Origin of the sequence: Pseudomonas sp. WS 5010, from assembly GCF_012985565.1 — a bacterium.
Taxonomy (GTDB): domain Bacteria; phylum Pseudomonadota; class Gammaproteobacteria; order Pseudomonadales; family Pseudomonadaceae; genus Aquipseudomonas.
Genome location: NZ_JAAQWQ010000009.1, coordinates 41,258 through 65,740, shown reverse-complemented (window position 1 = coordinate 65,740; position 24,483 = coordinate 41,258). Strand labels below are relative to the sequence as shown.

Sequence of the window (24,483 nt, the reverse complement as noted above, 5' to 3'; positions counted from 1 at the left end):
GCGAATTCGCCCACTTCGTGGTCTATCTCATGTATGTCATCAGGCCATTCACCGGCCGATTGGGAGAACCTTGTTCGTATGATCCGCACGCTGCCTGCTCTTTTTGCCTTGTTGTTCGCCGCGCCATTGCTGGCCGCGCCGGCCGGGCAACAGACGCTGTTCAACTTTGTCCGGCCGGCCGATGTGGTCAAGGTGGCGACCCAGGACGCCAGCTTGCCGCAATACAACGCCGAACAGACCCCGGAAGGCGAGGTGCTGCGCCGCATCACCTTCAACCCGGCGGCACAGCCGAGCCTGGTGCTCAGCCCGCAGAGCGGGGTGTGGGACTGGTCGCAATCGACTGCCATGAGTCTGCGCATCCAGAGTGCGATGGACTGGGCGCTGACCTTGTATGTCAAGGTGCAGAGCAGCGACGGCAAGACCCTGGTCAGTCGTATCGATTTGCCGGCGGGGCCTGCGCAAACCCTGCTGGTGCCGCTGCAAGCCAATTCGCCCTTGAGCCAGGGCATGAAGGCCGGGCCGCCGATGCCGATCACCGTGGACGGGCAGCGTGTGATGCTGGCCGCCAGCGCTGGGGAAATCGACAGCAGCCAGGTGGTCTCGGTCACTTTGTCGATGATCCAGCCGGTCGCGCCGCAAAGCATCCTGCTGGAGCGCTTTGGCGTGCAGGACAGCGAACCGGTGCTCAAGGCCGCCTACAGTGAGCTGGTGGATGCCTATGGGCAGTCCACCCGCGCGCGCTGGCCGGAAAAAGTCAGCAGCGACGAGCAACTCAAGGCTGCGGCCGCCAAGGAGCAGCAACTGCTCAAGGGCTGGCTCGCGGAGCGTGACAAGGCCGATTTGGACAAGTTTGGCGGCTGGACCAAGGGCCCGGCCTTTGACGCCAGCGGTTTCTTTCGCACCGAAAAGCGCGACGGGCGCTGGTACCTGGTGACTCCGCTGGGGCATCCGTTCTACTCCCTGGGCGTCAACACCGTGAGCCCGGCCAACAGCCAGACCTATGTCGCCGGGCGCGAGTGGATGTTTGGCGCACTGCCCAAGGCGGGTGAGCCCTTCGACAAATATTATGGCAGTGGCGATAACCGTGGCGGCAATGGCGCGGATGTCGGGCGCGGCTTCAATGTGGGGCGCTGGTACGATTTCTACGGGGCCAATCTGCAACGCACATATGGCTCCGAAGGTTTCGACCAGGCGCGCTGGGTCGGCCACACCCTGGACCGCCTGCAGGCCTGGGGTTTCAATACCGTCGGCAACTGGAGCGCCCCGCAGCTGGTTGGCGCAGATCGCGTGCCTTACACCTTGGCGCTGTCGATCATTGGCGACTACACCAGTATCAGCACCGGGATCGACTGGTGGGGCGGCATGCCCGATCCCTTCGACCCGCGCTTTGCCATGGCCACCGAGCGGGCCGTGGCGATTGCCACCCGTGACCATCGCGACGATCCCTGGTTGATCGGCTTCTTTGCCGATAACGAACTGGCATGGGCCGGTCCTGGCAATGATGCAAAATCCCGTTATGCCCTGGCCTACGGCACCCTGCGCATGACTACCGATGTGCCGGCCAAACGTGCGTTCCTCAAGCAACTGCGCGATAAATATCGCAACGAAGACGGCCTGTCCAAAGCCTGGGGCATTCACCTGGCTGGCTGGGAGTTGATGGAAGATCCAGGCTTCGAGCCGCCGGTTCCCAACCCCGAACATCCGGAAATCGAGGCTGATTTCCAGTATTTCCAGAAGACTTTCGCCGACGCCTACTTCAAGACCATCTCCGATGCGCTGAAATGGCACGCGCCCAACCAGTTGCTGCTGGGTGGCCGCTATGCGGTCAGCACGCCGGAAGCCGTGGCGTCCTGCGCCCAGTATTGCGATGTGCTGAGCTTCAACATGTACACCCTCAAGCCCCAGGACGGTCATGACTTCGCCGCCCTGCGCGCGCTGGACAAGCCGGTACTGATCAGCGAGTTCAACGTCGGCTCGGCCGACCGTGGCCCGTTCTGGGGCGGCTTGACGCCATTGGCCAGGGAAGAGGCGCGCGGCCCGGCCTATGCGACCTTCCTCAAGCAGGCCATGGCCGAGCCGTCGATTGTCGGTGTGCACTGGTTCCAGTACCTTGACCAGCCGGTGACCGGGCGTTTGCTGGACGGTGAAAATGGCCATTTCGGCCTGGTGGGAATCACCGATGTGCCGTTCCAGGGCTTCGTCGACAGTGTGCGTAAAAGCAATCTGGCGGCGATCCAGCAGTTGGGTCGGGAAGCCGAAAAGGCCAAGGTCGCCCACGCGGCAACGGGTTCCCAAACCCCGTAATGACTGGAACAATGGGCGCCATTTAACGCAGGTCTTTTCCGAGGGGGATGCAGGTGCAGATTCAGGGTCATTACGAGCTTCAATTCGAAGCAGTGCGTGAAGCCTTCGGCGCACTGTTTGACGACCCTCAGGAGCGTGGTGCGGCGCTGTGTGTGCAGATTGGCGGCGAAACCGTCCTCGACCTGTGGGCCGGCACTGCCGACAAGGACGGTGCCGAGGCCTGGCATAGCGACACTATTGCCAACCTGTTCTCCTGCACCAAGACCTTCACCGCCGTCACCGCCCTGCAACTGGTTGCCGAAGGCAAATTGCAGTTGGACGCCCCGGTTGCCAACTACTGGCCGGAGTTCGCTGCGGCAGGCAAGGAAAACATCACCCTGCGCCAGCTGCTTTGCCACAAGGCCGGGCTGCCAGCGCTGCGTGAAATTTTGCCCGCCGAGGCCCTGTATGACTGGCCCTTGATGACCGCTGCCCTGGCCGCCGAGGCTCCCTGGTGGACACCCGGCGAGGGCCATGGCTACGCCGCCATCACCTATGGCTGGCTGGTCGGTGAACTGCTGCGTCGCGCCGATGGGCGTGGGCCGGGGGAGTCGATTGTGGCCCGGGTTGCCCGCCCGTTGGGCCTGGACTTCCATGTCGGGTTGGCCGACGCAGAGTTCTATCGCGTCGCCCACATTGCCCGGAGCAAAGGCAACATGGGGGATGAGGCAGCCCAGAGGCTATTACAGGTCACCCTGCGCGAACCTGCGGCAATGACTACCCGGGCGTTTACCAATCCGCCCTCTATACTAACCAGCACTAATAAACCCGAGTGGCGTCGTATGCAGCAGCCGGCGGCAAATGGGCATGGCAATGCGCGCAGTTTGGCCGGGTTTTATAGTGGTTTGTTGGATGGAAGTTTGTTGGAAGCCGAGATGCTTGAACAACTGACCCGCGAGCACAGTATCGGGCCGGATAAAACCTTATTGACGCAAACCCGTTTTGGCCTGGGCTGCATGTTGGACCAGCCAGATGTGCCCAATGCGAGCTTCGGCCTTGGCCCACGTGCATTTGGGCATCCCGGGGCCGGTGGCTCGGTGGGCTTTGCCGATCCGGAACATGATGTAGCATTTGGTTTCGTGACCAATACTCTGGGGCCGTATGTACTTATGGACCCGCGCGCGCAAAAGTTGGTAAGAATATTGGCCGGTTGTCTGTAAATAGCTTGCTGTCTGGCGTTTTTTTGTTAAAAAGGCACCTACAAAAGGCGCTTGAAAAGTATTGTTACTTTAAACTTCGTGAAGCGTCTGTTTAACGGGTCATCCAGACCCCTGTGTTTTCTCATTTTGTGGATATCTCATGTTATCGAACAAGTCCTTGGCACTGGCGCTCTGCCTCACTATTACTGGCTGTGCACAAACTCCACAAAATGATGCGTCTGGCGAGCATTGGTGGTCATTCGGGTTCGACAAGTCGGCGACCAAGGATGTTACCGCCAAGGCCGATGCCAAGGCGGCTGATGCCAAGGCAGACCTCAAGGCCGATCTGCAGGCGGCAACGCCAGCCGCGGCTGCTGCCCCGGTGGTCGCCAAGACTGAAAGCGATACCAAATGGTGGTGGCCGTTTGAAAGCAAGCCAAAACCGCTGAGCAAAGTCGATGTGACCAACATCCCGATGCCCGACCCGAAAATCACCCAGGCCTGGCTGGACGACTACGAGCCGCGCCTGCGTGCCGCGATCAAGGACAGCAACCTGCAACTGGAACGTCGCGACAACGTGCTGGTGGTGATTGCCCCGGTCGATGGTTCGTACAACCCGAAACGCCCTGCAATGTTGTTGCCAGTGACCCTGGGCCCGTTCACCCGTGTCGCCAAGGCCGTTGAAAAGGATCCGAAGACTGCCGTGCTCGTCCTGGGTCACATCGATACCGTGCAGAACCAGCCGCTGACCAAGGAGCGTGCGCAGTCCATTGCCTCGATCTTCAGCCTCAGCGGCCTGAAGCAGGACCGCCTGATGCTGCGTGGCATGGGTGACCTGATGCCCCGCGCCGCCAACGACAGCACCCAGGGCCGTGCCTTGAACCGTCGCATGGAGATCATGTTCACCCAGCGCACTACCATGCTGGCACTGCTGAGCAAGTACAACTCGCCAAACCCACCGAAGCCTGAGCTGGTTGCGGTACAGGACGTTGTTGCCCCAGCACCGGTCGCCAAGAAAGCCGTTGCCGCCAAGAAAGCACCTGCCAAGAAGGCCGCCGCCAAGCCAGCCGCGAAGAAAGCCGCCGCCAAGCCGGCTGCCAAAAAGCCAGCTGCCGCCAAGGATGCAACGCCAGCGAAAAAAGTAGCGGCAAACGACCAGGCAAAAAACTGAGCAGTTGAGCGAGAAGGATAAAGCCGCATGACCCAGGCACTGGCTGATATGCGCCGTGACTACACACGGGACGGTTTGAGCGAGGCCCAGGCCCCGGACGAGCCGTTTGCCTTGTTCCACCAGTGGTTCAACGATGCGGTCAAGACCGAGCAGCCACCGGTGGAGGCCAATGCCATGACCCTGGCGACCGTGGACCAGGAGGGCCGGCCTCACTGCCGCGTCTTGCTGCTCAAGGGGCTGGATGCCCAGGGCTTTACCTTCTTCACCAACTACCAGAGTGCCAAGGGCCAGCAATTGGCAGCCCGCCCGTTTGCTGCCATGACCTTCTTCTGGCCGACCCTGGAGCGCCAGGTGCGTATCGAGGGGAGGGTGGTCAAGGTCACGCCCGAGGAGTCGGACGCCTATTATCAGGTGCGTCCCCTGGGTAGCCGCATCGGCGCCTGGGCTTCCCCGCAAAGCCAGGTGATCCGTGATCGCCAGCAATTGCAGGATTTGCTCACGCTGACCGAGCAGCGTTTCAGCGAGACCCAACCGGATTGTCCGCAACACTGGGGTGGTTATCGCCTGCTGCCCGAGCGCATCGAGTTCTGGCAGGGTCGGGCGAGCCGCTTGCATGATCGCTTGAACTATCGTTTGCAGGGTGCCGACTGGACCCGCGAGCGACTTGCGCCCTGAGGGACCTTTAAGCACCCGAGCCCGGGCAAGGCTGCGATGATGGCGGCACTGCCCACTTCAGGTTATCTGATACACCCCCTATCGCAGCCTCGCCAGAGCTCGACAGCTCTCACCTTTGATCTTGGTGTTCTTGCCGAGGTCTCTACTCCGGGGCTTGTGGTGTGTATTGCCGTGCTGCGTCCTGCAGCCACTGCGGCAAATCCTTACGCTTGACCTTCTCAGCCTTGGCGCGGTCCAACTGTTGCAGCATAAAGATGCGCTTGTGCTGATCGTCTCCAGCCAGGGACAGCGCCAGGTCGCGGTCCACCCAGCGCTTGATTCGCCGGTACAGCCACCAGTGGAAATACAGGCCGGCGGCGGTGGTAGCTACAATGATGAAGTAGTCCATGAAACTCCTTGTCTGGATGCGGTTGCTACCGTTCGTCGATTTTCGCGGTACAGCCTGTCTGTACTGGGGCTGAATGAAAGCAATTTTCTCCGGGCCTTGCCGTGACAGGCGTCAAGCAGCGGAGTCTAATTAAGATATGTCCTATGGAGTTGATGCTATGCGTAAGTCTGTTTTGCTGGTTGCCTGCTTTACCACCATGTCGTTGCTGCTGGGTGGCTGCGCCTCCAGTCTGACCGGCGACTCGTACTCCCGTGACGAAGCACGTCGTGTGCAGAGCGTGCGCATGGGCACCATTGAATCCCTGCGTCCGGTCAAGATCGAAGGCACCAAGACCCCAATCGGCGGCGCAGCAGGCGCAGTCATCGGCGGTGTTGGCGGTAGCGCCATCGGTGGCGGCCGTGGCAGCATCGTGACGGCTGTTATCGGTGCCGTGGCCGGCGGCCTGCTGGGCTCGGCCACCGAAGAAGGCCTGACCCGCACCCAGGGCGTGGAAATCACCGTGCGCGAAGACGACGGCAGCATGCGCGCCTACGTCCAGGCCGTGCAGGAAAACGAGATCTTCCGCATTGGTGACCGTGTGCGCATCATGACTGTAGACGGTACCAGCCGCGTTACCCGTTAAGGGGCCGGCGGTCAAAGAAAAACCCCGACCGGGTGACCGGGCGGGGTTTTTTATTGGGTGCTAAGTTGAGCGTGCCAGCGCGTTAAGCGCTGGTAGCCGCTTGCTTACGACTGGCCATCGCCGTCACTGCATAACCAATCAATGCCGCCAGGATCGAGCCCGTGAGAATACCCATCCGGTCCATCCCGGCGTATTCGCTACTGCCCGGCACGAACGCCAGCGAGCCGACAAACAGGCTCATGGTGAAGCCGATACCGCACAGGATGGCCACGCCCATGACCTGGCCCCAATTGGCGCCGGTCGGCAGGGCAGCCAGCCCGGTTTTCACCGCGAGCCAGGTCAGCCCAAACACACCGACCGTCTTGCCCACCAGCAGGCCGGCCGCGATACCCATTGGCACATGGTGGGTAAAGCTCTCCAGGTTGACCCCGGCCAGCGACACGCCGGCGTTGGCAAACGCGAACAGCGGCAGGATGCCGTAGGCCACCCATGGGTGCAGCGCGTGTTCCAGGCCCAGCAGGGGCGAGGGTTCGGCGTTCTTGGTGCGCAGCGGAATGCAGAACGCCAGGGTGACGCCAGCCAGGGTGGCATGAACCCCACTCTTGAGCACGCAGACCCACAGGATCAGGCCGATGATCAGGTACGGCCCGAGCTTGACCACGCCCAGGCGGTTCATGGCTATCAGCGCGACAAGGCAGGCACCTGCCCCTGCCAGCGACGCGGTGGACAGTTCGCTGGAATAGAAAATCGCGATGACGATGATGGCGCCCAAGTCATCGATGATCGCCAGGGTCATCAGGAACAGCTTCAGTGACACCGGTACACGCTTGCCCAGCAGGGCCAACACGCCAAGGGCAAAGGCGATATCGGTGGCCATCGGGATGGCCCAGCCGCCCAGCGCTGCCGGGTTATCCTTATTCAGCGCCCAGTAGATCAGCGCCGGCACCACCATGCCGCCGATGGCTGCAGCGCCTGGCAGCACGACCTGGGAAGGCTTGGACAAGTGGCCATCGAGCAACTCGCGCTTGACCTCCAGACCGATCAGCAGGAAGAACAGGGCCATCAGGCCGTCGTTGATCCATAGCAGCGACGGCTTGGCGATTTGCAGGGCGCCGATTTGTACGGCGACGGGCACGTCAAGAAAGCTGTTGTAGAGATGGGACAGCGGCGAGTTGTTGATGATCAGCGCCAAGGCGGCTGCAGCGATCAGTAACAGGCCGCTGGCCGCTTCAAGCTGGAAGAAACGGGTAAACGTGCTACGCAGAGGCAAGGGATGCTCTCCAATCAAAGTTCAATAGGGGCGTACCCTAACCCGTACTGTTAGTTGTTAAAACAAAAGTTATATTCTTTTTTGTTATATAAAAGCGTCGTGGTAGGGCTTGCGTCAAAGACTAGCAATTGTGTGTCGAATTGAGTCATGACTGTATCTGTGTGCAGTGTAGGAAAGACCCTAACATTCAGCCTGAAAACCAAATGGAACTTGAGCATGAGCGACCATCGTCCGTGGGCCCGAGAGGCCATCCGCATTATTGAGGCGGACTTCCAGCGCAGCGCCGACACCCACCTGATCCCGCTGCCTTTACCGGGCTTGCCGGGGATCGAGTTGTATTTCAAGGATGAGTCCAGCCACCCCACCGGCAGCCTCAAGCACCGGCTGGCTCGCTCCCTGTTCCTGTATGCGCTGTGCAACGGTTGGCTCAAGCCCGGCGCGCCAGTGATCGAAGCCTCCAGTGGCTCGACGGCGATCTCCGAGGCGTACTTCGCGCGTTTGCTGGGCCTGCCGTTCATTGCGGTGATGCCGGCCACCACGTCCCAGGAGAAAATTGCGCAGATCGCCTTCTACGGTGGCAAGAGCCACCTGGTGCAGGATCCCACGCAGATCTACGCCGAATCCGAGCGCCTGGCGCAGGAAAGTGGCGGGCACTTCATGGATCAGTTCACCTATGCCGAACGCGCGACGGACTGGCGGGCGAATAACAACATTGCCGAATCGATCTTCCAGCAACTGCGCTTCGAGCGCCATCCAGAGCCGAGCTGGCTGATTTCCAGCCCGGGTACCGGCGGGACCACGGCGACCCTGGGGCGCTATGTGCGTTATCGCCAGCATTGCACCCGAGTCTTGTGTGCCGATGCCGAGCGTTCGGTGTTCTTCGAGTATTACCAGAGCGGTGACGCCAGTTTGCGCCTGGACTGCGGTTCACGGATCGAGGGCATCGGCCGGCCGCGGGTGGAGGCATCGTTCCTGCCCAAGGTGATCGATGCGATGGTCAAGGTGCCGGATGCCTTGTCGCTGGCGGCCATGCATTACCTGGCGCAACGCTTGGGCCGGCGGGTCGGGGGTTCCAGCGGCACCAACCTGATCGGCGCGCTGGTTGCCGCGCAGCAGATGCAGGCGGCAGGGGAGTCCGGGTCTATCGTGGCGATTCTGTGTGACGGTGGCGAGCGTTATGCCACGACCTACTACGACGATGCGTGGCTGGTCGGGCAGGGGTATGAACTGGAAGAGTTGATCGACGCGGTTGCCGCCAGTGTCGAGCGGGGCGAGCCGTTGCCGGACAGTATTCTGCGCGCCAATATCTAAACCGTCTGGCGCATGATGATCACTGTGGGAGCCGGGCTTGCCCGCTCCCACAGTGGAGGGCGTTTGCTCAGGCTTCGATCCCGAGGATGTTGCGCGCCACGGCTTCGGCAATCCGAATCCCGTCAACGCCGGCCGACAGGATCCCACCGGCATAGCCAGCACCTTCGCCGGCCGGGAACAGGCCTTTGACATTCAAGCTCTGCATCGACGCGTCGCGGGTGATCCGCAGCGGCGATGAAGTGCGGGTCTCGATCCCGGTCAATACCGCGTCATGCAACGAGTAACCCTTGATCTGCTTCTCAAAGGCCGGCAACGCTTCGCGGATGGCCTCGATGGCGAAGTCTGGCAAGGCCAGGGCCAAGTCGCCCAGGGCTACGCCTGGCTTGTAGGAAGGTTCCACGCTACCAATAGCCGTGGACGGCTTGCCGGCGATGAAATCACCCACCAGTTGCGCCGGTGCTTCGTAGTTGCTGCCGCCGAGGATGAACGCGTGGGACTCCAGGCGCTCCTGCAACTCGATCCCGGCCAGCGGGCCGCCCGGGTAGTCCACTTCCGGCGTGATACCCACCACGATCCCGGAGTTGGCATTGCGTTCGTTACGCGAATACTGGCTCATGCCATTGGTCACGACCCGATTCGGCTCGGAGGTGGCCGCCACCACTGTGCCGCCTGGGCACATGCAGAAGCTGTACACCGAACGGCCGTTCTTGGCGTGGTGCACCAGCTTGTAGTCGGCTGCGCCCAGTTTCGGGTGCCCGGCATATTTGCCCAGGCGTGCGGCGTCGATCAGCGACTGCGGATGTTCGATACGGAAACCCACCGAAAACGGCTTGGCTTCCATGTACACGCCACGGCCGTGGAGCATGCGGAAAGTGTCGCGGGCGCTGTGGCCGAGGGCGAGGATCACATGCTTGGAAAGGATCTGCTCGCCACCCGCGACCACCACGCCATTCAACTGGCCATCTTCGATCAGCACGTCGGTGACCCGCTGTTCAAAACGCACTTCACCGCCCAGGGCGATGATCTGCTGGCGCATGTTTTCCACCACGCCGGTCAGGCGGAAGGTACCGATGTGCGGTTTGCTGACGTAGAGGATCTCGTCTGGCGCGCCGGCTTTGACGAACTCGTGCAGGACCTTGCGCCCGTGAAATTTCGGGTCCTTGATCTGGCTGTAGAGCTTGCCGTCGGAAAAGGTCCCGGCACCGCCCTCGCCGAACTGCACGTTGGACTCGGGGTTGAGTACGCTTTTGCGCCACAGGCCCCAGGTGTCCTTGGTGCGCTGGCGCACTTCGCGGCCGCGCTCGAGGATGATCGGCTTGAAGCCCATTTGCGCCAGCAACAACCCGGCAAAGATCCCGCAAGGGCCGAAGCCGACCACAATCGGCCGCTCGCTCAGGTCGGCCGGTGCCTGGCCGACGACCTTGTAGCTGACATCGGGGGCGGCATTGATATTGCGGTCGTCAGCGAACTTGAGCAGCAGGGCGGCCTCGCCCTTGACCTCAAGGTCTACGGTGTAGATGAAACACAGCTCCGACGACTTCTTGCGCGCATCATAGCTGCGTTTGAACAGGGTGAAATCGAGCAGATCATCACTGGCGATGCCCAGGCGCTGCACAATGGCAGGCCGCAGGTCTTCTTCGGGATGGTCGATGGGCAGCTTGAGTTCGGTGATTCGTAGCATGACAGGATCCGGTATGCGGCGTTTGGTAGGGCCGGCGGTTTTGCAAACCGGCGATTATAAGCCCCAACGGCGGTTTCCCGTCATGCTAAAACAGCGCAGGGCTGAATCAGTCGTCTCGCGAGCCGCCAAACGCCGCGCAGCCACGCTGCACCTGACCGTTGATCCGAAGTTCGGCGCTCATATGCTGCAGGCTGCCACTGACGCTATCGATGCAGCGTTGGGGCGCGACCCACAGTTCAATCTGCTGGCCGTTGGCTTCGGTGGTGAGGTTGAAGCGGCCGTCGCCCAGTTGTTCTTCGACATAAGGCACCGGCAACGGTGGCTGCCCCTCGCGTTGCAAGACCATGCCCTTATTGGTGACGTTCAATGCCCACGCCGGCTTGTGGCCATTGGCGCGCAGGATCATGCGCTTGAAGTCCGGGTCGTCGCAGGCCGAGGTCGAACGTTCGACGCGGTACAGTTGCTGCAGGTCCACCTGGCCCTGGGTGCCGCTGGCGACTCCGGAGAACTTGCCGCGCAGGTCGGCAAACAAGGCCCCTTGCTGGCCGGCCAGGGACGCAGCTTCCTGGAGGATGCTGGTGCCGCCGGTGTCGTTGACCACATAGTTGCGCTGATCATGGCAGGGCTGGAACAGCAATTTGTCGCCCACTGCGGTCAATTCGCCCTGCATGCGAGTCAGGCCCGTCATGGACGGCTTGGCCGCATCGCGGTCGAACAACTGGCAGGCGGTGAGCAGGGGCAACAGGGCAAACAGAGCAAGGGTACGGGCGGCAAGCATTATCGGGTCTCCTGATAAGTGCCGCCACGTTACGCAGGCTGGCGCTGCATCACAAGCCGGTGATGGGCGATTAGGTTGCAGCATTTTAACGGAGCCTGAAATTAAGCCTTTTCCGTGGATGTTACGGAAGCCTTATGCCAAGTTTAAGTTTTTCGAAAGGCGCATTCATATGAACATTCGATGGACCCTTTTCGCCCTGGCCTGCGTGGCACCCCTGGCCTGGGCCGAGGTGCCGGCCAAGCTGTTCTACACCTCACAGACCGACTTCTCCGATATGACCTTGACCCTGAAAAGAGCCGGCGCCCTCCAACCCGAGTTTATCGAGGTCGACGTGACGCTGACGCCGGAAGCCAGGGAGCGCACGAAAGCGCTGACCCAGGCGGCCATGCATAAGCAGATGACCCTGTACCTCAATGGCCGGCAGCTCAATACGGCGACGGTCCAAGGTGTGCTCTACGGTCCGGGCCTGAGGTTCTCCATCCCCCGCAACCAGTTGTTAGAGATGATGCCGTCGCTGCTCAAGTGATCAACCGACGATGTAGGTCTGTCCGGTCTGTAAACCTTCCACACTCTTGGCGTAGGCCAAAGCCACTTCCGTCGCCGGAACCGGCTTAAAACCCCTGAAGTAAGGCGCATAGCTGCCCATGGCTTCCACCAACACGGTCGGGCTGACCGAGTTGATCCGCAGGCCCCGTGGCAGTTCAATCGCCGCCGCTTTGACGAAGGCATCGATGGCACCATTGACCAGTGCCGCCGAGGCGCCTGTGCGGATTGGGTCGCGGTTGAGAATGCCGCTGGTAAAGGTGAACGACGCACCGTCGTTGGCAAACTCGCGGCCGATCAGCAACAGATTGACCTGACCCATCAGCTTGTCTTGCAGGCCGAGGTCGAAATGGCTGGCCTCCATATCCCCCAGGGGCACGAAGTTGACGCTGCCGGCGGCGCACACCAAGGCATCGAACTGGCCGGTTTGTACAAACAGTCGGCGGATCGAGGCGCTGTCGCTGATGTCGACCTGAAAGTCGCCGCTCTTGCGCCCGATGCTGATCACTTCATGGCGCTGGGACAGTTCAGCCTTGACCGCCGAGCCCACAGTGCCGCTGGCGCCGATCAACAGGATTTTCATGGTGTGGTTCCTCAAGGGGTTTAGGTGAGCCTTGAGTCTAGAGTGGTTTTTTCTGCTGATAAGCGCACTAATAGGCAACCTTTGGTTTTCAAGTGGAAACAATCCATGAGCGAGATGGATGATCTGGCGGCGTTTGCGGTATTGATCGAGGCCGGCAGCTTTACCCTGGCCGCCCAGCAACTGGGATGCAGCAAGGGGCAGTTGTCCAAACGCATCAGCCAGTTGGAGGCGCAATACTCGGTGGTGTTGCTGCACCGCACCACCCGCCGCCTCAGCCTGACGGCGGCGGGTGCGGCATTGTTGCCTCAGGCCCAGGGGCTGGTGGTCCAGGTCGAGCGTGCCCGACAGGCATTGGCGCGGCTCAAGGATGATTTGGCCGGGCCCGTGCGTATGACGGTTCCGGTGTCCTTGGGCGAAACGTTTTTCGACGGCCTGCTGTTGGATTTTTCCAGGCAGTATCCACAAGTCCAGATCGAGTTGGACCTCAACAATAGCTATCGCGACCTGGCCAGGGATGGGTTTGACCTGGCAGTGCGCTCAGAGGTTGCCAATGATGAGCGCCTGGTCGCCAAGCCTCTGCTGGCCTGGCATGAAATGACCTGCGCCAGCCCGGCCTACCTGGAGCAAAATGGTGAACCGCTGGTGCCGGCTGACCTGGTTGGCCACCGTTGCTTGCTCAACAGCCACTACAGCGGTCGCGAGGAGTGGCTGTATCACCAGCAACACGAGTTGTTGCGAGTGCGGGTGGATGGCACCTTTGCCTCCAACCACTACAACCTGCTGAAAAAAGCCGCGCTGGTTGGCGCGGGTGTCGCGCGGCTGCCGTCCTACCTGTTGCAGATGGAATTGGCTGACGGCCGACTACGCTGGATCCTGCGCGATTATCAGACCCGCAGTATGCCGATGTACCTGGTCCACCCCTATCAGGGCGGGCTGCCACGCCGTACCCAAGTGCTGGCCGATTATCTGGTGGGCTGGTTCAAGCGCAACGGCGAGGCGTTGGACCGGCTTTAACGCCAGTGCCGTGCGATCCAGTGATCAATGGACACGCGTCCTGGCCCCTTGGCCATCAGCACCAGTAGCAACGCGATCCAGGTGCCGTGGGTCGGGTAGGCATCCGGGTAGACAAACAGCTGGATCACCAGGGTCATGCCCAGTAACGCCAAGGCTGAAAGACGCGTGGCAAGCCCCAGCAGAATCAGGACCGGAAAAAAGTGCTCGGCGCACGTGGCCATGTACGCGGCTGCTTCAGCTGGCACAAACGGTATCCGATATTCACTTTGAAACAACGGCACAGTGGAGCTTGCCAGGTGTGGCATACCCAGTTCGAAGGTGCCATCGACCAGGTCGATGGCCAAGCCCTCGACCTTGGTCTGGCCGGACTTCCAGAACACCGCCGCAATGGAAAAACGTGCGACAAGGGCGATCAGGCTGTAGGGGATTTTTTCAAAGGCCTGAATGACGCGGGACATCAGGCACGGGGCGGCAGTGTTCATGGTTGTACCTTGATATGGGTGATGGCGCGGTGGCTGATCAGCAGTCCCAGGCATTGGTGCAGGTCAAATTCAGTGGCTGCGTCGAGGGCGTACGCCATCGCCATTTCCAGGGGCCATTGGTTGTTCAGGCTGTTGATAAACGCCACGCAGCCGCTGTCGATGCAAAACACCTCCACCTCCAGGCCATTGCGCAGGATCAGTGCGCATTGCCCGTGCCACGGGTCGAGTCTGGCGACGGTGTCGCTGGTTTGATGCGCGGCCCATAACGCCACCACGGCGTAGTTCGATTGCAGGGTGGTAACGGATGGATGCAATTGCAGGCGCACGTTGCCCAGGCTAGGCAACTGTTGCAGCTGGTTTATGACGGCCTGCGAGTCGGCGACGGGTGCGTCGGCAGCGTGATAGGCGTTGATCCGCAAGCGCTCCAGCCGCGCGACGTCAGCCAGGTACGGGACACTGGCGGCAGGGGCGAAGCCCTGGATAAAGTCGGCCAAGTCACTGCCGTACTCGTTGAGCAGCGGGTTGGTGGGTGGATACGCCTGGACATACATCCCGGCCATGGCCCGGAAAAATCGATCGCCCACCAGTTGCAGGGTCACGGGATAACTGTCGGCCAGGGCGTTGATCAACGAGCTGTGGACGTTGTTGCGATACACCGCAAAACGACTGGCAGGATCGGCGCCATTGCTGCTGAACAAACCATCCGGGCATGGTTGGTACGGCGCCAGCAGCGCCTGGGCAAACTGGCTTTGCAGGTTGTTCATGGGTGCACCGCCGCAGTCAGTAGATGCTGGTCGGCTTGCCGGGCTTCGGCGTGCAACACACTGAAGGCTGGCACATCGTTGTCGCGCTCAATCAGCGTCGCAACCGGTCCGATGCGTTGTAAGGCTTGCTGATACAACTGCCACACCGCGTTGTCGATGGGGGCGCCATGATCGTCAATCAGCAGGCGATCACCCAGGCTGTCGGTGTCTTCGGCAAAGCCGGCCAGATGAATCTCACCCACGGTGTGCAAAGGCAAAGCATCGAGGTAGGCCAACGGATCCTGCTGATGATTGACGCAGGACACATACACATTGTTTACGTCCAGCAGCAAGCCGCAGCCGGTGCGCCGGATGACTTCGCTGATGAAGTCTGTTTCGTCCAGGGTGGAGCACTGGAACAGCAGGTAGGTCGACGGGTTCTCCAGCAACATGCGCCGCTTGAGCACGGTTTGTACCTGGTCAATGTGCGTGCACACGCGTTTAAGGGCGGCGTCGTCATAGGCCAGGGGTAGCAAGTCGTTGAGATACACCGGGCCGTGGCTTGACCAGGCCAGGTGCTCGGAAAAGGATTGGGGTTGATAGCGCGCCACCAGTGCTGCCAGGCGTGCAAGGTGCTCCTGGCTCAGCGGGCCTTCGCCGCCAATGGACAGGCCGACGCCGTGCAGCGACAGCGGGTACTGCTCGCGGATCAATCCCAGGTAATGATGAAAAGGCCCACCGGCCACCATGTAGTTTTCGGCGTGGACTTCAAAAAAACCAATGTCGGGCCGGGTGGCGAGCACTTCCTGGAAATGCTCGCTCTTGAGCCCCAGCCCGGCCCGCCGGGGCAGACCGGGTGCCTGAGCCCGGGAGATGTCAGGCAAGGATGAAAGAATCATCGTCGATACTCAGGCGTGGGAATGGTTCAGGACTTGGCTTTGAAGGCTTCCAGTTGACCAAAACCGGTCGACGAGGTTTTGCTTTCCATCTTCACGCAGGTGCCCTCGGGAACCAGCTTCCAGGCGTTGGCCTGGTAGTCGGTTTTGGAGGTGCCCGCACAGGTGGTGCCGGCGCCTGCAGCGCAGTCGTTCTTGCCTTTGAGGGCGACGCCGAAGCATTTTTCCATTTTCGCCTCGTCGGCATGGGCGACAGTGGTCAGGGCGCTCAGGCTCAAGGCAGAACCCAGGGCCAGGGCGAGGGCGGCGACGGGCAGCGAGCGGGGGGTAGCGGTCATGGTGTTTCTCCAGCAGTGAGGTGGTAAGGAAGCGTTTGTGCTTGCTTACCCCACTAGAGAAAGGGGGGAGGGGATCGTTACAGGTGGATCGAAGAAAACTTTAAAACAGCGCGAAATCTACGATTCACACAAAGCAAATGTGGGAGCGGGCTTGCTCGCGATAGAGGCGTGTCAGCCAATACATCCAGCACTGACACACCGCCATCGCGGGCAAGCCCGCTCCCACATGTTGGTCCGGTTCATCCAGCAACCGTTTTTAGCCGCCCAGGTACGCCTCGCGCACTTTCGGATCGGTCAGCAGTTGTTCGCCGCTGCCCTGCATCACCACCCGGCCGTTTTCCAGCACATAGGCGCGGTCGGCAATTTTCAACGCCTGGTTGGCGTTCTGCTCCACCAAGAACACCGTCACACCGTCCTTGCGCAGCTGCTCGATGATATCGAAGATCTGCTGGATGATGATCGGCGCCAGGCCCAGGGAAGGCTCGTCCAGCAACAGCAGCTTGGGCTTGCTCATCAGCGCACGACCGATGGCAAGCATTTGCTGTTCGCCACCGGACATGGTGCCGCCGCGCTGGCTGAAGCGCTCCTTGAGCCGAGGGAACAGGTGCAGCACCTTGTCCATCTGCTCCTGGTAGTCGCCCTTGTCGGTGAAGAACCCGCCCATGGCCAGGTTCTCTTCCACGGTCAGGCGGGCAAACACCCGACGGCCTTCCGGGACCACGGCAATGCTCTTGCGCATGATCGCCGCCGAGTGCTGGCCCACCAGTTCCTCACCCATGTAGCGGATGCTGCCGCTGTGAGCCTGGGGCGAACCGCACAGGGTCATCAGCAGGGTGGACTTGCCGGCACCGTTGGCGCCGATCAGGGTGACGATTTCGCCCTGGCGCACTTCCACGTTGACGTCGTGCAGGGCCTGGATCTTGCCGTAGAAAGTGGAAACGTTTTCGAATTGCAGCATTTACGCTTCCCCCAAATAGGCTTTGATCACTTGCGGGTTGTCGCGGATCTGCTCCGGCGTCCCGTTGGCCAATGGCGTGCCCTGGTTGATCACGACGATATGGTCGGAAATGCTCATGACCAGTTTCATGTCGTGTTCGATCAGCAGCACGGTGGCGTTGTTTTCTTCACGCAGCACACCGATCAACGCCTTGAGGTCTTCGGTTTCCTTGGGGTTGAGGCCCGCAGCCGGTTCGTCGAGCATCAGGATCCGCGGGCGGGTCATCATGCAGCGGGCGATTTCCAGGCGACGTTGCTGACCATAGGCCAGGGTGCCGGCCGGGCGGTTGGCAAACTCGGTCAAGTTGACCTTGTCCAGCCAGTACGCGGCGTATTCCATGGCCTCGCGCTCGCTCTTGCGAAACGCCGGGGTCTTGAACAGGCCCGCGAAGAAATTGGTGTTCAGGTGCCGGTGCTGGGCGATCAGCAGGTTTTCCACGGCGGTCATGTCCTTGAACAACCGCACGTTCTGGAAGGTCCGCACCACGCCCTTGCGGGCAATCTGGTGACCGGCCAGGCCCTGGATCGGCTGGCCGTCCAGCAGGATGCTGCCACCGGCCGGCTTGTAGAAACCGGTCAGGCAGTTGAACACCGTAGTCTTGCCGGCGCCGTTGGGGCCGATCAACGCGACCACTTGTTTCTCTTTGACGGTCAGGGCGACGCCATTGACCGCCAGCAAGCCGCCGAAGCGCATGCTCAGGTTTTCGACTTTCAGGATCTCGCGGCTCATTTGCGCAGCTCCATATGTGGACGTTGCATGGGCAGCAGGCCTTGAGGGCGCCAGATCATCATCAGCACCATCATGGCGCCGAACATCAACATGCGGTACTCGCTGAATTCACGCATCAGTTCCGGCAGCAGGATCATCACGATGGCCGCGAGGATCACGCCCAACTGCGAGCCCATGCCACCCAATACCACGATGGCGAGGATGATTGCCGACTCGATGAAGGTGAACGACTCCGGTGTCACCAGGCCTTGGCGAGCGGCAAAGAAGCTGCCGGCGAAACCGGCGAACGCGGCACCCAGGGTGAAGGCGGAGAGCTTGATGATGGTCGGGTTCAGGCCCAGCGCACGGCAGGCGATTTCGTCTTCACGCAGCGCTTCCCAGGCACGCCCGATCGGCATGCGCAGCAGGCGGTTGATCACGAACAGCGCGGCCAGGGCCAGCAACAGGGCGACCAGGTACAGGAACACCACTTTGCTCACCGGGTTGTAGGCAATCCCGAAGTACTCGTGGAAGGTCTGCATGCCCTCGGCAGCGGAGCGATCAAACGACAAGCCGAAGAACGTTGGCTTGGGAATGCTGCTGATGCCGTTGGGGCCGCCGGTGATATCAGTGAGGTTACGCAGGAACAGACGGATGATCTCACCAAAACCCAGGGTCACGATGGCCAGGTAGTCACCGCGCAAGCGCAACACCGGGAAGCCCAGCAGGAAGCCGAACGTCGCCGCTGCCATGCCGGCCAATGGCAGGCAGATCCAGAAGCTCCAGCCCAGGTAATGCGAGAGCAGCGCGTAGGTGTAGGCACCCACCGCGTAGAAACCCACATAACCCAGGTCGAGCAGGCCGGCCAGGCCCACCACGATGTTCAGGCCCAGGCCCAGCAGCACGTAGATCAGGATCAGGGTGGCGATATCCACCGCACCACGGGAGCCGAAGAATGGCCAGATCAACGCGGCCACGATCAGGCCGATGATGATGTAGCGCTGGGTGCGCGGCAGGGTCAGGAATTGGCTGACCTTGGGCGAGACCAGCGGGCCACGATTGGACTTGAGCAGCGCCCCGACCTGCTGGGTGAACAGCACCCGCAGGAACATCAGCACCGAGCACAGGGCAATGATGGTCAGCGTCACCGGCCCGGTGCCGTGTACTTCAAGGTTGATTCCGACAATGCTCAACTTGAGCCCGAGTACCGGAAAGGCCACGGCCCATACCAGCAAGGCGCTGAAAAACGCCGATTTAAGATATCTGCTCATACTTTCTCAACCTCCGGACGGCCCAGGATGCCGGTCGGCCGGAATAACAGCACCAGAACCAATAGACCGAAGGCCACCACGTCCTTGTACTGGTCGCCGAAGATATCGGCACCAAACGCTTCGGCCACACCCAGCACCAGCCCGCCGAGCATCGCGCCCGGAATACTGCCGATACCGCCGAGGACCGCCGCAGTGAAGGCTTTGAGCCCCACCAGGAAGCCGGCGTTGGGGTTGATCACGCCATACTGCATGCTCAGCAACACGGCAGCGACGGCGGCCAGTGCGGCGCCGATGACGAAGGTCAGGGCAATGATGTTGTTGGTGTTGATGCCCAGCAGGTTGGCCATCTTGATGTCTTCGGCGCAGGCCCGGCAGGCGCGCCCCAGACGGGAGCGGGAGATGAACAGGGTCAGGCCCAGCATGGCCACCAGGGTGACGACGAAGACCAGGATCTGCATGTAGGAAATCAGCACTTCTTGTGCGCCACCTGGACCGAAGGAAAAGCTCCCCGGGATCAGGTTGGGAATGGACTTGTCCTTGGAGTCCTGGGACAGCAATACGGTGTTCTGCAGGAAAATCGACATGCCGATGGCGGAAATCAACGGGATCAGGCGGTTGCTGCCACGCAGGGGGCGGTATGCAACGCGTTCGATACTGTAGCCGTAGGCACTGGTTACGACGATTGACGCAAGGAACGCGGCAGTCATCAACAGCGGCAGGGAGTGGATACCCATCATGGCCAGCCCGGCAATGGCGATGAACGCCACGTAGGAGCCAATCATGTACACCTCGCCGTGGGCGAAGTTGATCATTCCAATGATGCCGTAAACCATTGTGTAGCCAATGGCTATCAAGGCATAGGTGCTGCCAATGGTCAGGCCATTAACCAGCTGTTGGAAAAAATGATAGATCTCAGGCATTACAGCGCTCCTAAAAACCCGATACGCATTTCACTGGTGGAGTCATCTTCCAGCCTGGTGCTGTGTTCTGTGAGCACATTTGCACAAAGCATTTGCCAGCGAACCGCTGGTGACGGTTTTAAGATTTTCAGGTGAGCCAGCGCCCGGATCGCGGGTGCGTGGCCCATAAACCTCGTAAAACAAAACCCACTGCTTGCACAGTGGGCTTGTTGTCCAGTAACGCCTGGCTTACTGAGGGGATACTTCGGTTTTTGGTTGGCCGAAGTGCCATTCGTAGACCACGAACTTGAAGTCTTTCAGGTCGCCGTTCTTATCGAAGCTCAGGTCGCCGGTCGGGGTCTTGAAGGTACCCGCGTGGATGGCCTCGGCCACTTTGGTGGTGTCTTCGCTTTTTGCAGCAGCGATGCCGCCAGCGATGATTTCAACCGCCGAGTAGGCCGGGAACACGAACGGACCGCTTGGGTCTTTGCCGTCAGCCTTGAGTGCGTCGACGATGGCCTTGTTCGCAGGGTCGGCGTCGAAGGATTTCGGCAGGGTGACCAGCAGGCCTTCGGAGGCTTTCTGGGCGATTTGCGAGATGGAGTCGTTGCCCACGCCTTCCGGGCCCATGAACTTGGCTTTCAGGCCTTTTTCCTGGGCCTGGCGCAGGATCAAGCCCAGTTCCGGGTGGTAGCCGCCGTAGTAGACGAAGTCGACGTTGGCTTGCTTGAGCTTCTGGATAATCGAGGAGAAGTCCTTGTCGCCGGCGTTCAGGCCTTCGAACACGGCAACCTTGATGCCTTTGCCTTCGAGGGTCTGCTTGACCGCAGTGGCGATGCCTTCACCGTATTGTTGCTTGTCGTGCAGGACTGCGACGGCCTTTGGCTTGACGTGGTCGGCGATGTAGTTGCCGGCCGCAGGGCCCTGGGCGCTGTCCAGGCCGATGGTACGGAAGATCAGCTTGTAGCCACGGGCGGTGATTTCCGGGCTGGTAGCCGCCGGGGTGATCATGATCACGCCTTCGTCTTCGTAGATGTCGGTTGCAGGTTGAGTGGAGCTGGAGCAGAGGTGGCCGACCACGAACTTGACGCCGTCGTTGACCACTTTGTTGGCTACGGCAACGGCTTGTTTAGGGTCGCAAGCGTCGTCGTATTCCTTGGCTTCGAGCATTTTGCCGTCGACACCGCCCTTGGCGTTGATGTCCTTGATGGCTTGCTTGGCACCCATGAATTGCATATCGCCGTATTGGGTCACAGGGCCGGTTTTAGGGCCGGCAATACCGATCTTGATGGTGTCAGCTGCGAACGAATGGCCGGCAACCCCAGCCAGGACCATAGCGGCAAACAGTTTGGAAATCTGCTTAGTAGCCTTATTCATAGTGCTCCACTCTTACTGTTGTATTTTTTATAGTTCTAGCGGCCTTGTGGGCTACAGAACCGGATCAGATATCTCGGATATCCCCCCGGCAGCGGCCTGGCAACTGTACCGGTACAGTGTAGAGCGCCGGTTGATCGCTTGAAAAGCTAGCTGCTGGGGGCAAACCCCGGGTATGTCGCTTAAATGAAAGAAAAAGACAGAATTGCGGCGGGTGAATGCCAGAGTCTCGGGCAATCCTTGGCGTTCCTGACACTTTCAATCGGTGCCTCAATTGCAACTGGGTTTTTCTGGGGAAGCCTCGACGGTATGATTGCGCCGATTTTTTCCTCAGGTGAGTTCCCATGACGCAAGAACCTAGCACCCTCTATGCCAAGCTGCTCGGCGAAACCGCGGAAATTTCCTGGAAGGAGCTTGAACCGTTCTTCGCCAAGGGTGCCCTATTGTGGGTCGACGCCGGTCTGGATTTGATCGAAGCGGCCGAGGGGATGGCCGAGGACAGTCGGGACAAAGTGGCTGCCTGGCTGGCCTCGGGGAGCATTGGCGAAGTGTCTGCGACGCGGGCATTGGACCTGGTGGAGCGTAATCCGAGCCTGTGGGCGGTGGTGGTTTCGCCGTGGATTCTGATCCAGGAAAGGGCATCCAACTAAACGCAGGCACCGAAATGGTGCGAGTTTCGCGCCTTTAAAAGTGTGTAGCGGAGTAACCGCTTTGCCCATGATGGCAACTGGCCGTGAAGAAAGGTCACAAGGGAGGGTGACGTAAACGTCATGGGAACAGTTTTGTGGGCCGCGAATGGCTCGGGGAATTGTTTCTTGGTGTGGCAAGGTTATGGATATTGTCGCCTGGCAGACCGCTTTCGCGAGCAAGCCCGCTCCCACAGTCGACCGCATTCCAAGGGTAGACCTCGGTCAACTGTGGGAGTGGGCTTGCTCGCGAAGGCCGCGCCGCGGTCTAGGCGGTCTTGCCCGTATGGTTATTCAAGGAAATAACCTTGGTCTTGCCAATCCGGTGACGATAAATCTCACGCAGGTACTTGATCGCCTTCTTCACGCAATCGCGCGACAGACGTATGTCGTTGATCGAGACAAACTTCTCCTTGTCGTTGATCAGCTCGCGGTACTTCTTCTCATACATCGGCTTGATCGCGTACCAGTTGGTATCGAGGATTTTCGCCGGGTTCTCGAATTCGTTGAGCAACTCGTCGATACGGTCCTCGTCGAAGTCTTCGTGGATGATGAAATCCAGGATCGAGTTGTCCAGCGTCTCGTCGAAACGGTACGGGTTGCGGGCAAAGCAGCGTTTGATAAAGGCCACGATCAACGTCAGGAAATCATCCGACAGGCACGGGCTCTTGGCGATCAGGGTGGTCAGCGACAGGTTGGCCGAAGCGCCGATCACCAGGGCGTAGCGCTTGAGCGTGGTGTTGGGGAACAGGCTGTTGAGGTGAGTCTTGAGCCGGTTCAGGTCCATATAGGACAGCTTGTAGTCCTTGGGCAGGGAGACGATGGACACCACCGACGAGCAGTTCTTGAAGAAGTGCAGGTCATGCAGGGCCGCCGCGTCATAGCCGGAATTCTTGTATTGCTCCAGGGACGCCTTGTAGCGCTTGGATTCGATCGGCAACAGGCTGATGCCTTCGATGGCCTGGGTGACCTTATTGAAGTGGGGCAGGTCGATGGAGCGGAAGAACAGGTCATCGATGTTCAGGCGCTGGGGTTCTTTTTCAAACACCTTGAACTTGTCGTTGCTCGGCGCCGGGGTTTCCGGCACGACCGACTCGGCGTAGGCAATTGCCACCGGCCCGGCCAGGCTCATGAACAGGTCGTTGGCGTCCAGGCGAATGGTTTCACCGATATCGATGCCGGCACGGCGGAAATAGTTCTGGTCGTAGTCGGTCGTCACCGCCTGGGCCGTCAGAATGTTGAAGATCTGTTGTGAGATGTACTGGTTGGCGTGTTTTTCCATGGCATTGACGTCAATGTTCTGGATGTTGCCGTCGTCGCTTTCTTCGGCGTAACGCATGATGTCGTTGGAGATCAGCATCATCGCGTTCCACGGGCGGATACGGCCTTTGACGCTGGCCTCGCTGCTGTCTTCATTGTCGAAGTTGTACGAGAAGTCCCATTCCTCTGACAGGTACTTACACAGCAACCGACCGGCGTTGATATGCAGCGCCTCGGACATTTCGCTGCGGTGATCGGAGATGTTCGGCAGCACACAGATGCCGCTGGTGAAGATCGGCTCGAACACGAAGGCATGGCCGCTCTTGCTGTCGTGCTCGTCGGCGGGCTTGGTGTCGAAGGTCTTGTTCATGTACGAGTGTTGCTGGGCCAGGCCAAACTCCGAGGCCATACCCGAGCCGGTGCCACCGCCGGCGCTGAAAATCGAGAAATACAGGCGCGACTGGTTGGCCTTGATCCCGCAGGAGTCGATCAGGTACGAGTGGATCATCTTCCAGTCGGGGCTGGAAAACCGCTGGGTATCCTTATTGAGGATGATCTTGGCCAGGTACTGGCCCAGGATCGGGGCGTTACCGGCGCCGCCGGCATGCACTTCCGACAGGTCCATGATCTTCATCTTGCTGTAGTCGCGCAAAAAGCCGCTTTTCTCGCCCTTGCGCGAGAAGCGGATGCGCCCGGCAATGTCCTTGTCCAGGTCGCCGAGCATCACCAATGGTTCTACCAGGAACACCGGCTTGCTGGCCTTGCTGGCGCCCAGGCGCAGGTTGTTGCGGATCCATTGGGCTGGGCTGTAGCCCTTTTCAACGTAGGATTTGTCTTCGGTGCTGAACTCGTTCAGGTAGAACTTGCGGGCGTTGTACACCAACTCCGCCACATCCAGGGCGATGTTGGAACCGCAGCGCCCCAGGCCGATCAGGCAGACCGAGGGAAACTCCTGCTCGCTGCGCAACTCGCTGTCACCCTCAAGGTGCGGCGGGCGCGGGAAGACCATGTCGCGCAGGCCGTCGAGGTTGTCGAGGATGCGGTCGGTGTTGGTCTCGGTGAAGTACAGGTATTGCTGGGTGCCCAGCGCACGTTGACTGTGCAATGACTTTGAGCCTGAGGGTTTTTCCGCAGGAGCTGTGAGCAACACGTCGGATACCGCAGTAACAGGGTTATTTTTAGAAGTCATTGTGCGCCATGTGCCTGGACGGATGGCTGGAAAGCATTAAAGAGCCATCACCGAGTGAGAGTTCGCGACTTTTACAGTGCGTTTTAGGTCTCGGCGATCAGTCTTAACCCTATTGTTTCTAG

25 protein-coding genes are annotated in these 24,483 nt (G+C 60.3%); 10 read left to right on the top strand and 15 right to left on the bottom strand.

Annotated features, from left to right (window positions below; translation table 11 throughout):
- Positions 1 to 78 precede the first annotated feature (78 nt).
- The 4 genes from HBO11_RS25245 (at position 79) to pdxH (ending at position 5,328) form a co-directional block, all read left to right on the top strand.
- Positions 79 to 2,304 carry a beta-galactosidase gene (locus HBO11_RS25245; RefSeq protein WP_169955485.1) on the top strand — a complete coding sequence of 742 codons (2,226 nt, stop codon included), beginning with the start codon at positions 79 to 81 and terminating at the stop codon, positions 2,302 to 2,304.
- A 53-nt stretch (positions 2,305 to 2,357) separates the two neighbouring features.
- Positions 2,358 to 3,503: a serine hydrolase domain-containing protein gene (locus HBO11_RS25240; RefSeq protein WP_169955486.1), complete on the top strand. Its 1,146-nt coding sequence runs from the start codon at positions 2,358 to 2,360 to the stop codon at positions 3,501 to 3,503.
- A gap of 139 nt (positions 3,504 to 3,642) precedes the next feature.
- Positions 3,643 to 4,653, top strand: a complete 1,011-nt coding sequence (locus HBO11_RS25235; RefSeq protein WP_169955487.1) for an OmpA family protein — start codon at positions 3,643 to 3,645, stop codon at positions 4,651 to 4,653.
- A gap of 27 nt (positions 4,654 to 4,680) precedes the next feature.
- Entirely contained in the window at positions 4,681 to 5,328 is a 648-nt protein-coding gene (pdxH, locus tag HBO11_RS25230) for a pyridoxamine 5'-phosphate oxidase (RefSeq protein WP_169955488.1), read from the top strand.
- 142 nt (positions 5,329 to 5,470) lie between these two features.
- Here pdxH and HBO11_RS25225 read toward each other — a convergent pair whose 3' ends face one another.
- Entirely contained in the window at positions 5,471 to 5,716 is a 246-nt protein-coding gene (locus HBO11_RS25225; RefSeq protein WP_169955489.1) for a hypothetical protein, read from the bottom strand.
- Between the two features lie 157 nt (positions 5,717 to 5,873).
- Between HBO11_RS25225 and HBO11_RS25220 the strand changes: the two genes are divergently transcribed.
- Positions 5,874 to 6,338 (top strand): glycine zipper 2TM domain-containing protein, encoded by a 465-nt coding sequence (locus HBO11_RS25220; RefSeq protein ID WP_029297142.1) that lies wholly within the window; start codon positions 5,874 to 5,876, stop codon positions 6,336 to 6,338.
- An 82-nt stretch (positions 6,339 to 6,420) separates the two neighbouring features.
- Here HBO11_RS25220 and nhaA read toward each other — a convergent pair whose 3' ends face one another.
- On the bottom strand, positions 6,421 to 7,608 hold the full coding sequence (nhaA, locus tag HBO11_RS25215; protein ID WP_169955490.1) for a Na+/H+ antiporter NhaA: 1,188 nt from the start codon (positions 7,606 to 7,608) through the stop codon (positions 6,421 to 6,423).
- A 216-nt stretch (positions 7,609 to 7,824) separates the two neighbouring features.
- Here nhaA and HBO11_RS25210 point away from each other — a divergent pair, with 216 nt between their 5' ends.
- Positions 7,825 to 8,919 carry a PLP-dependent cysteine synthase family protein gene (locus HBO11_RS25210; protein WP_169955491.1) on the top strand — a complete coding sequence of 365 codons (1,095 nt, stop codon included), beginning with the start codon at positions 7,825 to 7,827 and terminating at the stop codon, positions 8,917 to 8,919.
- A 67-nt stretch (positions 8,920 to 8,986) separates the two neighbouring features.
- Here HBO11_RS25210 and HBO11_RS25205 read toward each other — a convergent pair whose 3' ends face one another.
- On the bottom strand, positions 8,987 to 10,600 hold the full coding sequence (locus HBO11_RS25205) for an NAD(P)/FAD-dependent oxidoreductase (protein WP_169955492.1): 1,614 nt from the start codon (positions 10,598 to 10,600) through the stop codon (positions 8,987 to 8,989).
- A 106-nt stretch (positions 10,601 to 10,706) separates the two neighbouring features.
- A complete protein-coding gene (locus HBO11_RS25200) occupies positions 10,707 to 11,378 on the bottom strand; it encodes a hypothetical protein (protein ID WP_169955493.1) in 672 nt (223 codons plus the stop codon).
- 169 nt (positions 11,379 to 11,547) lie between these two features.
- On the opposite strand from HBO11_RS25200, the gene HBO11_RS25195 reads away from it, so the two are divergent.
- Positions 11,548 to 11,904 carry a hypothetical protein gene (locus HBO11_RS25195; RefSeq protein ID WP_169955494.1) on the top strand — a complete coding sequence of 119 codons (357 nt, stop codon included), beginning with the start codon at positions 11,548 to 11,550 and terminating at the stop codon, positions 11,902 to 11,904.
- On the opposite strand, the gene HBO11_RS25190 is transcribed toward HBO11_RS25195, so the two are convergent.
- A complete protein-coding gene (locus HBO11_RS25190) occupies positions 11,905 to 12,504 on the bottom strand; it encodes a short chain dehydrogenase (RefSeq protein WP_169955495.1) in 600 nt (199 codons plus the stop codon).
- 105 nt (positions 12,505 to 12,609) lie between these two features.
- Here HBO11_RS25190 and HBO11_RS25185 point away from each other — a divergent pair, with 105 nt between their 5' ends.
- A complete protein-coding gene (locus tag HBO11_RS25185) occupies positions 12,610 to 13,518 on the top strand; it encodes a LysR family transcriptional regulator (protein ID WP_169955496.1) in 909 nt (302 codons plus the stop codon).
- Here HBO11_RS25185 and HBO11_RS25180 read toward each other — a convergent pair.
- The 9 genes from HBO11_RS25180 to HBO11_RS25140 all read right to left on the bottom strand — a co-directional run bounded on the left by HBO11_RS25180 (position 13,515) and on the right by HBO11_RS25140 (position 21,229).
- Positions 13,515 to 14,000, bottom strand: coding sequence for a DoxX family protein (locus HBO11_RS25180; protein WP_169955497.1), 486 nt, complete (start codon positions 13,998 to 14,000; stop codon positions 13,515 to 13,517). The genes HBO11_RS25185 and HBO11_RS25180 overlap by 4 nt on opposite strands.
- Positions 13,997 to 14,764, bottom strand: a complete 768-nt coding sequence (locus HBO11_RS25175) for a DNA-binding domain-containing protein (protein WP_169955498.1) — start codon at positions 14,762 to 14,764, stop codon at positions 13,997 to 13,999. The genes HBO11_RS25180 and HBO11_RS25175 overlap by 4 nt, the downstream gene beginning before the upstream one ends.
- Positions 14,761 to 15,642: a DUF692 domain-containing protein gene (locus tag HBO11_RS25170; RefSeq protein ID WP_169955499.1), complete on the bottom strand. Its 882-nt coding sequence runs from the start codon at positions 15,640 to 15,642 to the stop codon at positions 14,761 to 14,763. Before HBO11_RS25170 ends, HBO11_RS25175 begins: the two co-directional genes overlap by 4 nt.
- A gap of 26 nt (positions 15,643 to 15,668) precedes the next feature.
- Entirely contained in the window at positions 15,669 to 15,977 is a 309-nt protein-coding gene (locus HBO11_RS25165; RefSeq protein ID WP_169955500.1) for a DUF2282 domain-containing protein, read from the bottom strand.
- A gap of 256 nt (positions 15,978 to 16,233) precedes the next feature.
- Positions 16,234 to 16,935, bottom strand: coding sequence for an ABC transporter ATP-binding protein (locus HBO11_RS25160; protein ID WP_029297115.1), 702 nt, complete (start codon positions 16,933 to 16,935; stop codon positions 16,234 to 16,236).
- A complete protein-coding gene (livG, locus tag HBO11_RS25155) occupies positions 16,936 to 17,703 on the bottom strand; it encodes a high-affinity branched-chain amino acid ABC transporter ATP-binding protein LivG (RefSeq protein WP_169955501.1) in 768 nt (255 codons plus the stop codon).
- Complete coding sequence (locus HBO11_RS25150) at positions 17,700 to 18,953, bottom strand: high-affinity branched-chain amino acid ABC transporter permease LivM (protein WP_029297111.1); 1,254 nt, start codon at positions 18,951 to 18,953, stop codon at positions 17,700 to 17,702. Before HBO11_RS25150 ends, livG begins: the two co-directional genes overlap by 4 nt.
- Positions 18,950 to 19,873 (bottom strand): high-affinity branched-chain amino acid ABC transporter permease LivH, encoded by a 924-nt coding sequence (gene livH / locus HBO11_RS25145; RefSeq protein WP_169955502.1) that lies wholly within the window; start codon positions 19,871 to 19,873, stop codon positions 18,950 to 18,952. The genes HBO11_RS25150 and livH overlap by 4 nt, the downstream gene beginning before the upstream one ends.
- A gap of 228 nt (positions 19,874 to 20,101) precedes the next feature.
- Positions 20,102 to 21,229, bottom strand: coding sequence for a branched-chain amino acid ABC transporter substrate-binding protein (locus tag HBO11_RS25140; protein WP_169955503.1), 1,128 nt, complete (start codon positions 21,227 to 21,229; stop codon positions 20,102 to 20,104).
- Between the two features lie 183 nt (positions 21,230 to 21,412).
- On the opposite strand from HBO11_RS25140, the gene HBO11_RS25135 reads away from it, so the two are divergent.
- Together HBO11_RS25135 and HBO11_RS25130 are read left to right on the top strand one after the other, a co-directional pair.
- On the top strand, positions 21,413 to 21,574 hold the full coding sequence (locus HBO11_RS25135; RefSeq protein WP_169955504.1) for a hypothetical protein: 162 nt from the start codon (positions 21,413 to 21,415) through the stop codon (positions 21,572 to 21,574).
- Positions 21,571 to 21,876: a DUF2288 domain-containing protein gene (locus tag HBO11_RS25130; protein WP_169955505.1), complete on the top strand. Its 306-nt coding sequence runs from the start codon at positions 21,571 to 21,573 to the stop codon at positions 21,874 to 21,876. The genes HBO11_RS25135 and HBO11_RS25130 overlap by 4 nt, the downstream gene beginning before the upstream one ends.
- A 304-nt stretch (positions 21,877 to 22,180) precedes the next feature.
- Here the strand turns inward: HBO11_RS25130 and HBO11_RS25125 are convergent, their stop codons facing one another.
- Positions 22,181 to 24,361, bottom strand: a complete 2,181-nt coding sequence (locus HBO11_RS25125) for a hypothetical protein (RefSeq protein WP_169955506.1) — start codon at positions 24,359 to 24,361, stop codon at positions 22,181 to 22,183.
- Positions 24,362 to 24,483: the final 122 nt, after the last annotated feature.

Bases quoted from the DNA above. Each gene is read 5' to 3' on its own strand.
- HBO11_RS25245 (WP_169955485.1), top strand. From the start codon at position 79: ATGATCCGCACGCTGCCTGCTCTTTTTGCCTTGTTGTTCGCCGCGCCA.
- HBO11_RS25235 (WP_169955487.1), top strand. From the start codon at position 3,643: ATGTTATCGAACAAGTCCTTGGCACTGGCGCTCTGCCTCACTATTACT.
- pdxH (WP_169955488.1), top strand. From the start codon at position 4,681: ATGACCCAGGCACTGGCTGATATGCGCCGTGACTACACACGGGACGGT.
- HBO11_RS25225 (WP_169955489.1), bottom strand. From the start codon at position 5,716: ATGGACTACTTCATCATTGTAGCTACCACCGCCGCCGGCCTGTATTTC.
- HBO11_RS25220 (WP_029297142.1), top strand. From the start codon at position 5,874: ATGCGTAAGTCTGTTTTGCTGGTTGCCTGCTTTACCACCATGTCGTTG.
- HBO11_RS25210 (WP_169955491.1), top strand. From the start codon at position 7,825: ATGAGCGACCATCGTCCGTGGGCCCGAGAGGCCATCCGCATTATTGAG.
- HBO11_RS25205 (WP_169955492.1), bottom strand. From the start codon at position 10,600: ATGCTACGAATCACCGAACTCAAGCTGCCCATCGACCATCCCGAAGAA.
- HBO11_RS25200 (WP_169955493.1), bottom strand. From the start codon at position 11,378: ATGCTTGCCGCCCGTACCCTTGCTCTGTTTGCCCTGTTGCCCCTGCTC.
- HBO11_RS25195 (WP_169955494.1), top strand. From the start codon at position 11,548: ATGAACATTCGATGGACCCTTTTCGCCCTGGCCTGCGTGGCACCCCTG.
- HBO11_RS25190 (WP_169955495.1), bottom strand. From the start codon at position 12,504: ATGAAAATCCTGTTGATCGGCGCCAGCGGCACTGTGGGCTCGGCGGTC.
- HBO11_RS25185 (WP_169955496.1), top strand. From the start codon at position 12,610: ATGAGCGAGATGGATGATCTGGCGGCGTTTGCGGTATTGATCGAGGCC.
- HBO11_RS25180 (WP_169955497.1), bottom strand. From the start codon at position 14,000: ATGAACACTGCCGCCCCGTGCCTGATGTCCCGCGTCATTCAGGCCTTT.
- HBO11_RS25175 (WP_169955498.1), bottom strand. From the start codon at position 14,764: ATGAACAACCTGCAAAGCCAGTTTGCCCAGGCGCTGCTGGCGCCGTAC.
- HBO11_RS25170 (WP_169955499.1), bottom strand. From the start codon at position 15,642: ATGATTCTTTCATCCTTGCCTGACATCTCCCGGGCTCAGGCACCCGGT.
- HBO11_RS25165 (WP_169955500.1), bottom strand. From the start codon at position 15,977: ATGACCGCTACCCCCCGCTCGCTGCCCGTCGCCGCCCTCGCCCTGGCC.
- HBO11_RS25160 (WP_029297115.1), bottom strand. From the start codon at position 16,935: ATGCTGCAATTCGAAAACGTTTCCACTTTCTACGGCAAGATCCAGGCC.
- livG (WP_169955501.1), bottom strand. From the start codon at position 17,703: ATGAGCCGCGAGATCCTGAAAGTCGAAAACCTGAGCATGCGCTTCGGC.
- HBO11_RS25150 (WP_029297111.1), bottom strand. From the start codon at position 18,953: ATGAGCAGATATCTTAAATCGGCGTTTTTCAGCGCCTTGCTGGTATGG.
- livH (WP_169955502.1), bottom strand. From the start codon at position 19,873: ATGCCTGAGATCTATCATTTTTTCCAACAGCTGGTTAATGGCCTGACC.
- HBO11_RS25140 (WP_169955503.1), bottom strand. From the start codon at position 21,229: ATGAATAAGGCTACTAAGCAGATTTCCAAACTGTTTGCCGCTATGGTC.
- HBO11_RS25135 (WP_169955504.1), top strand. From the start codon at position 21,413: ATGAAAGAAAAAGACAGAATTGCGGCGGGTGAATGCCAGAGTCTCGGG.
- HBO11_RS25130 (WP_169955505.1), top strand. From the start codon at position 21,571: ATGACGCAAGAACCTAGCACCCTCTATGCCAAGCTGCTCGGCGAAACC.
- HBO11_RS25125 (WP_169955506.1), bottom strand. From the start codon at position 24,361: ATGACTTCTAAAAATAACCCTGTTACTGCGGTATCCGACGTGTTGCTC.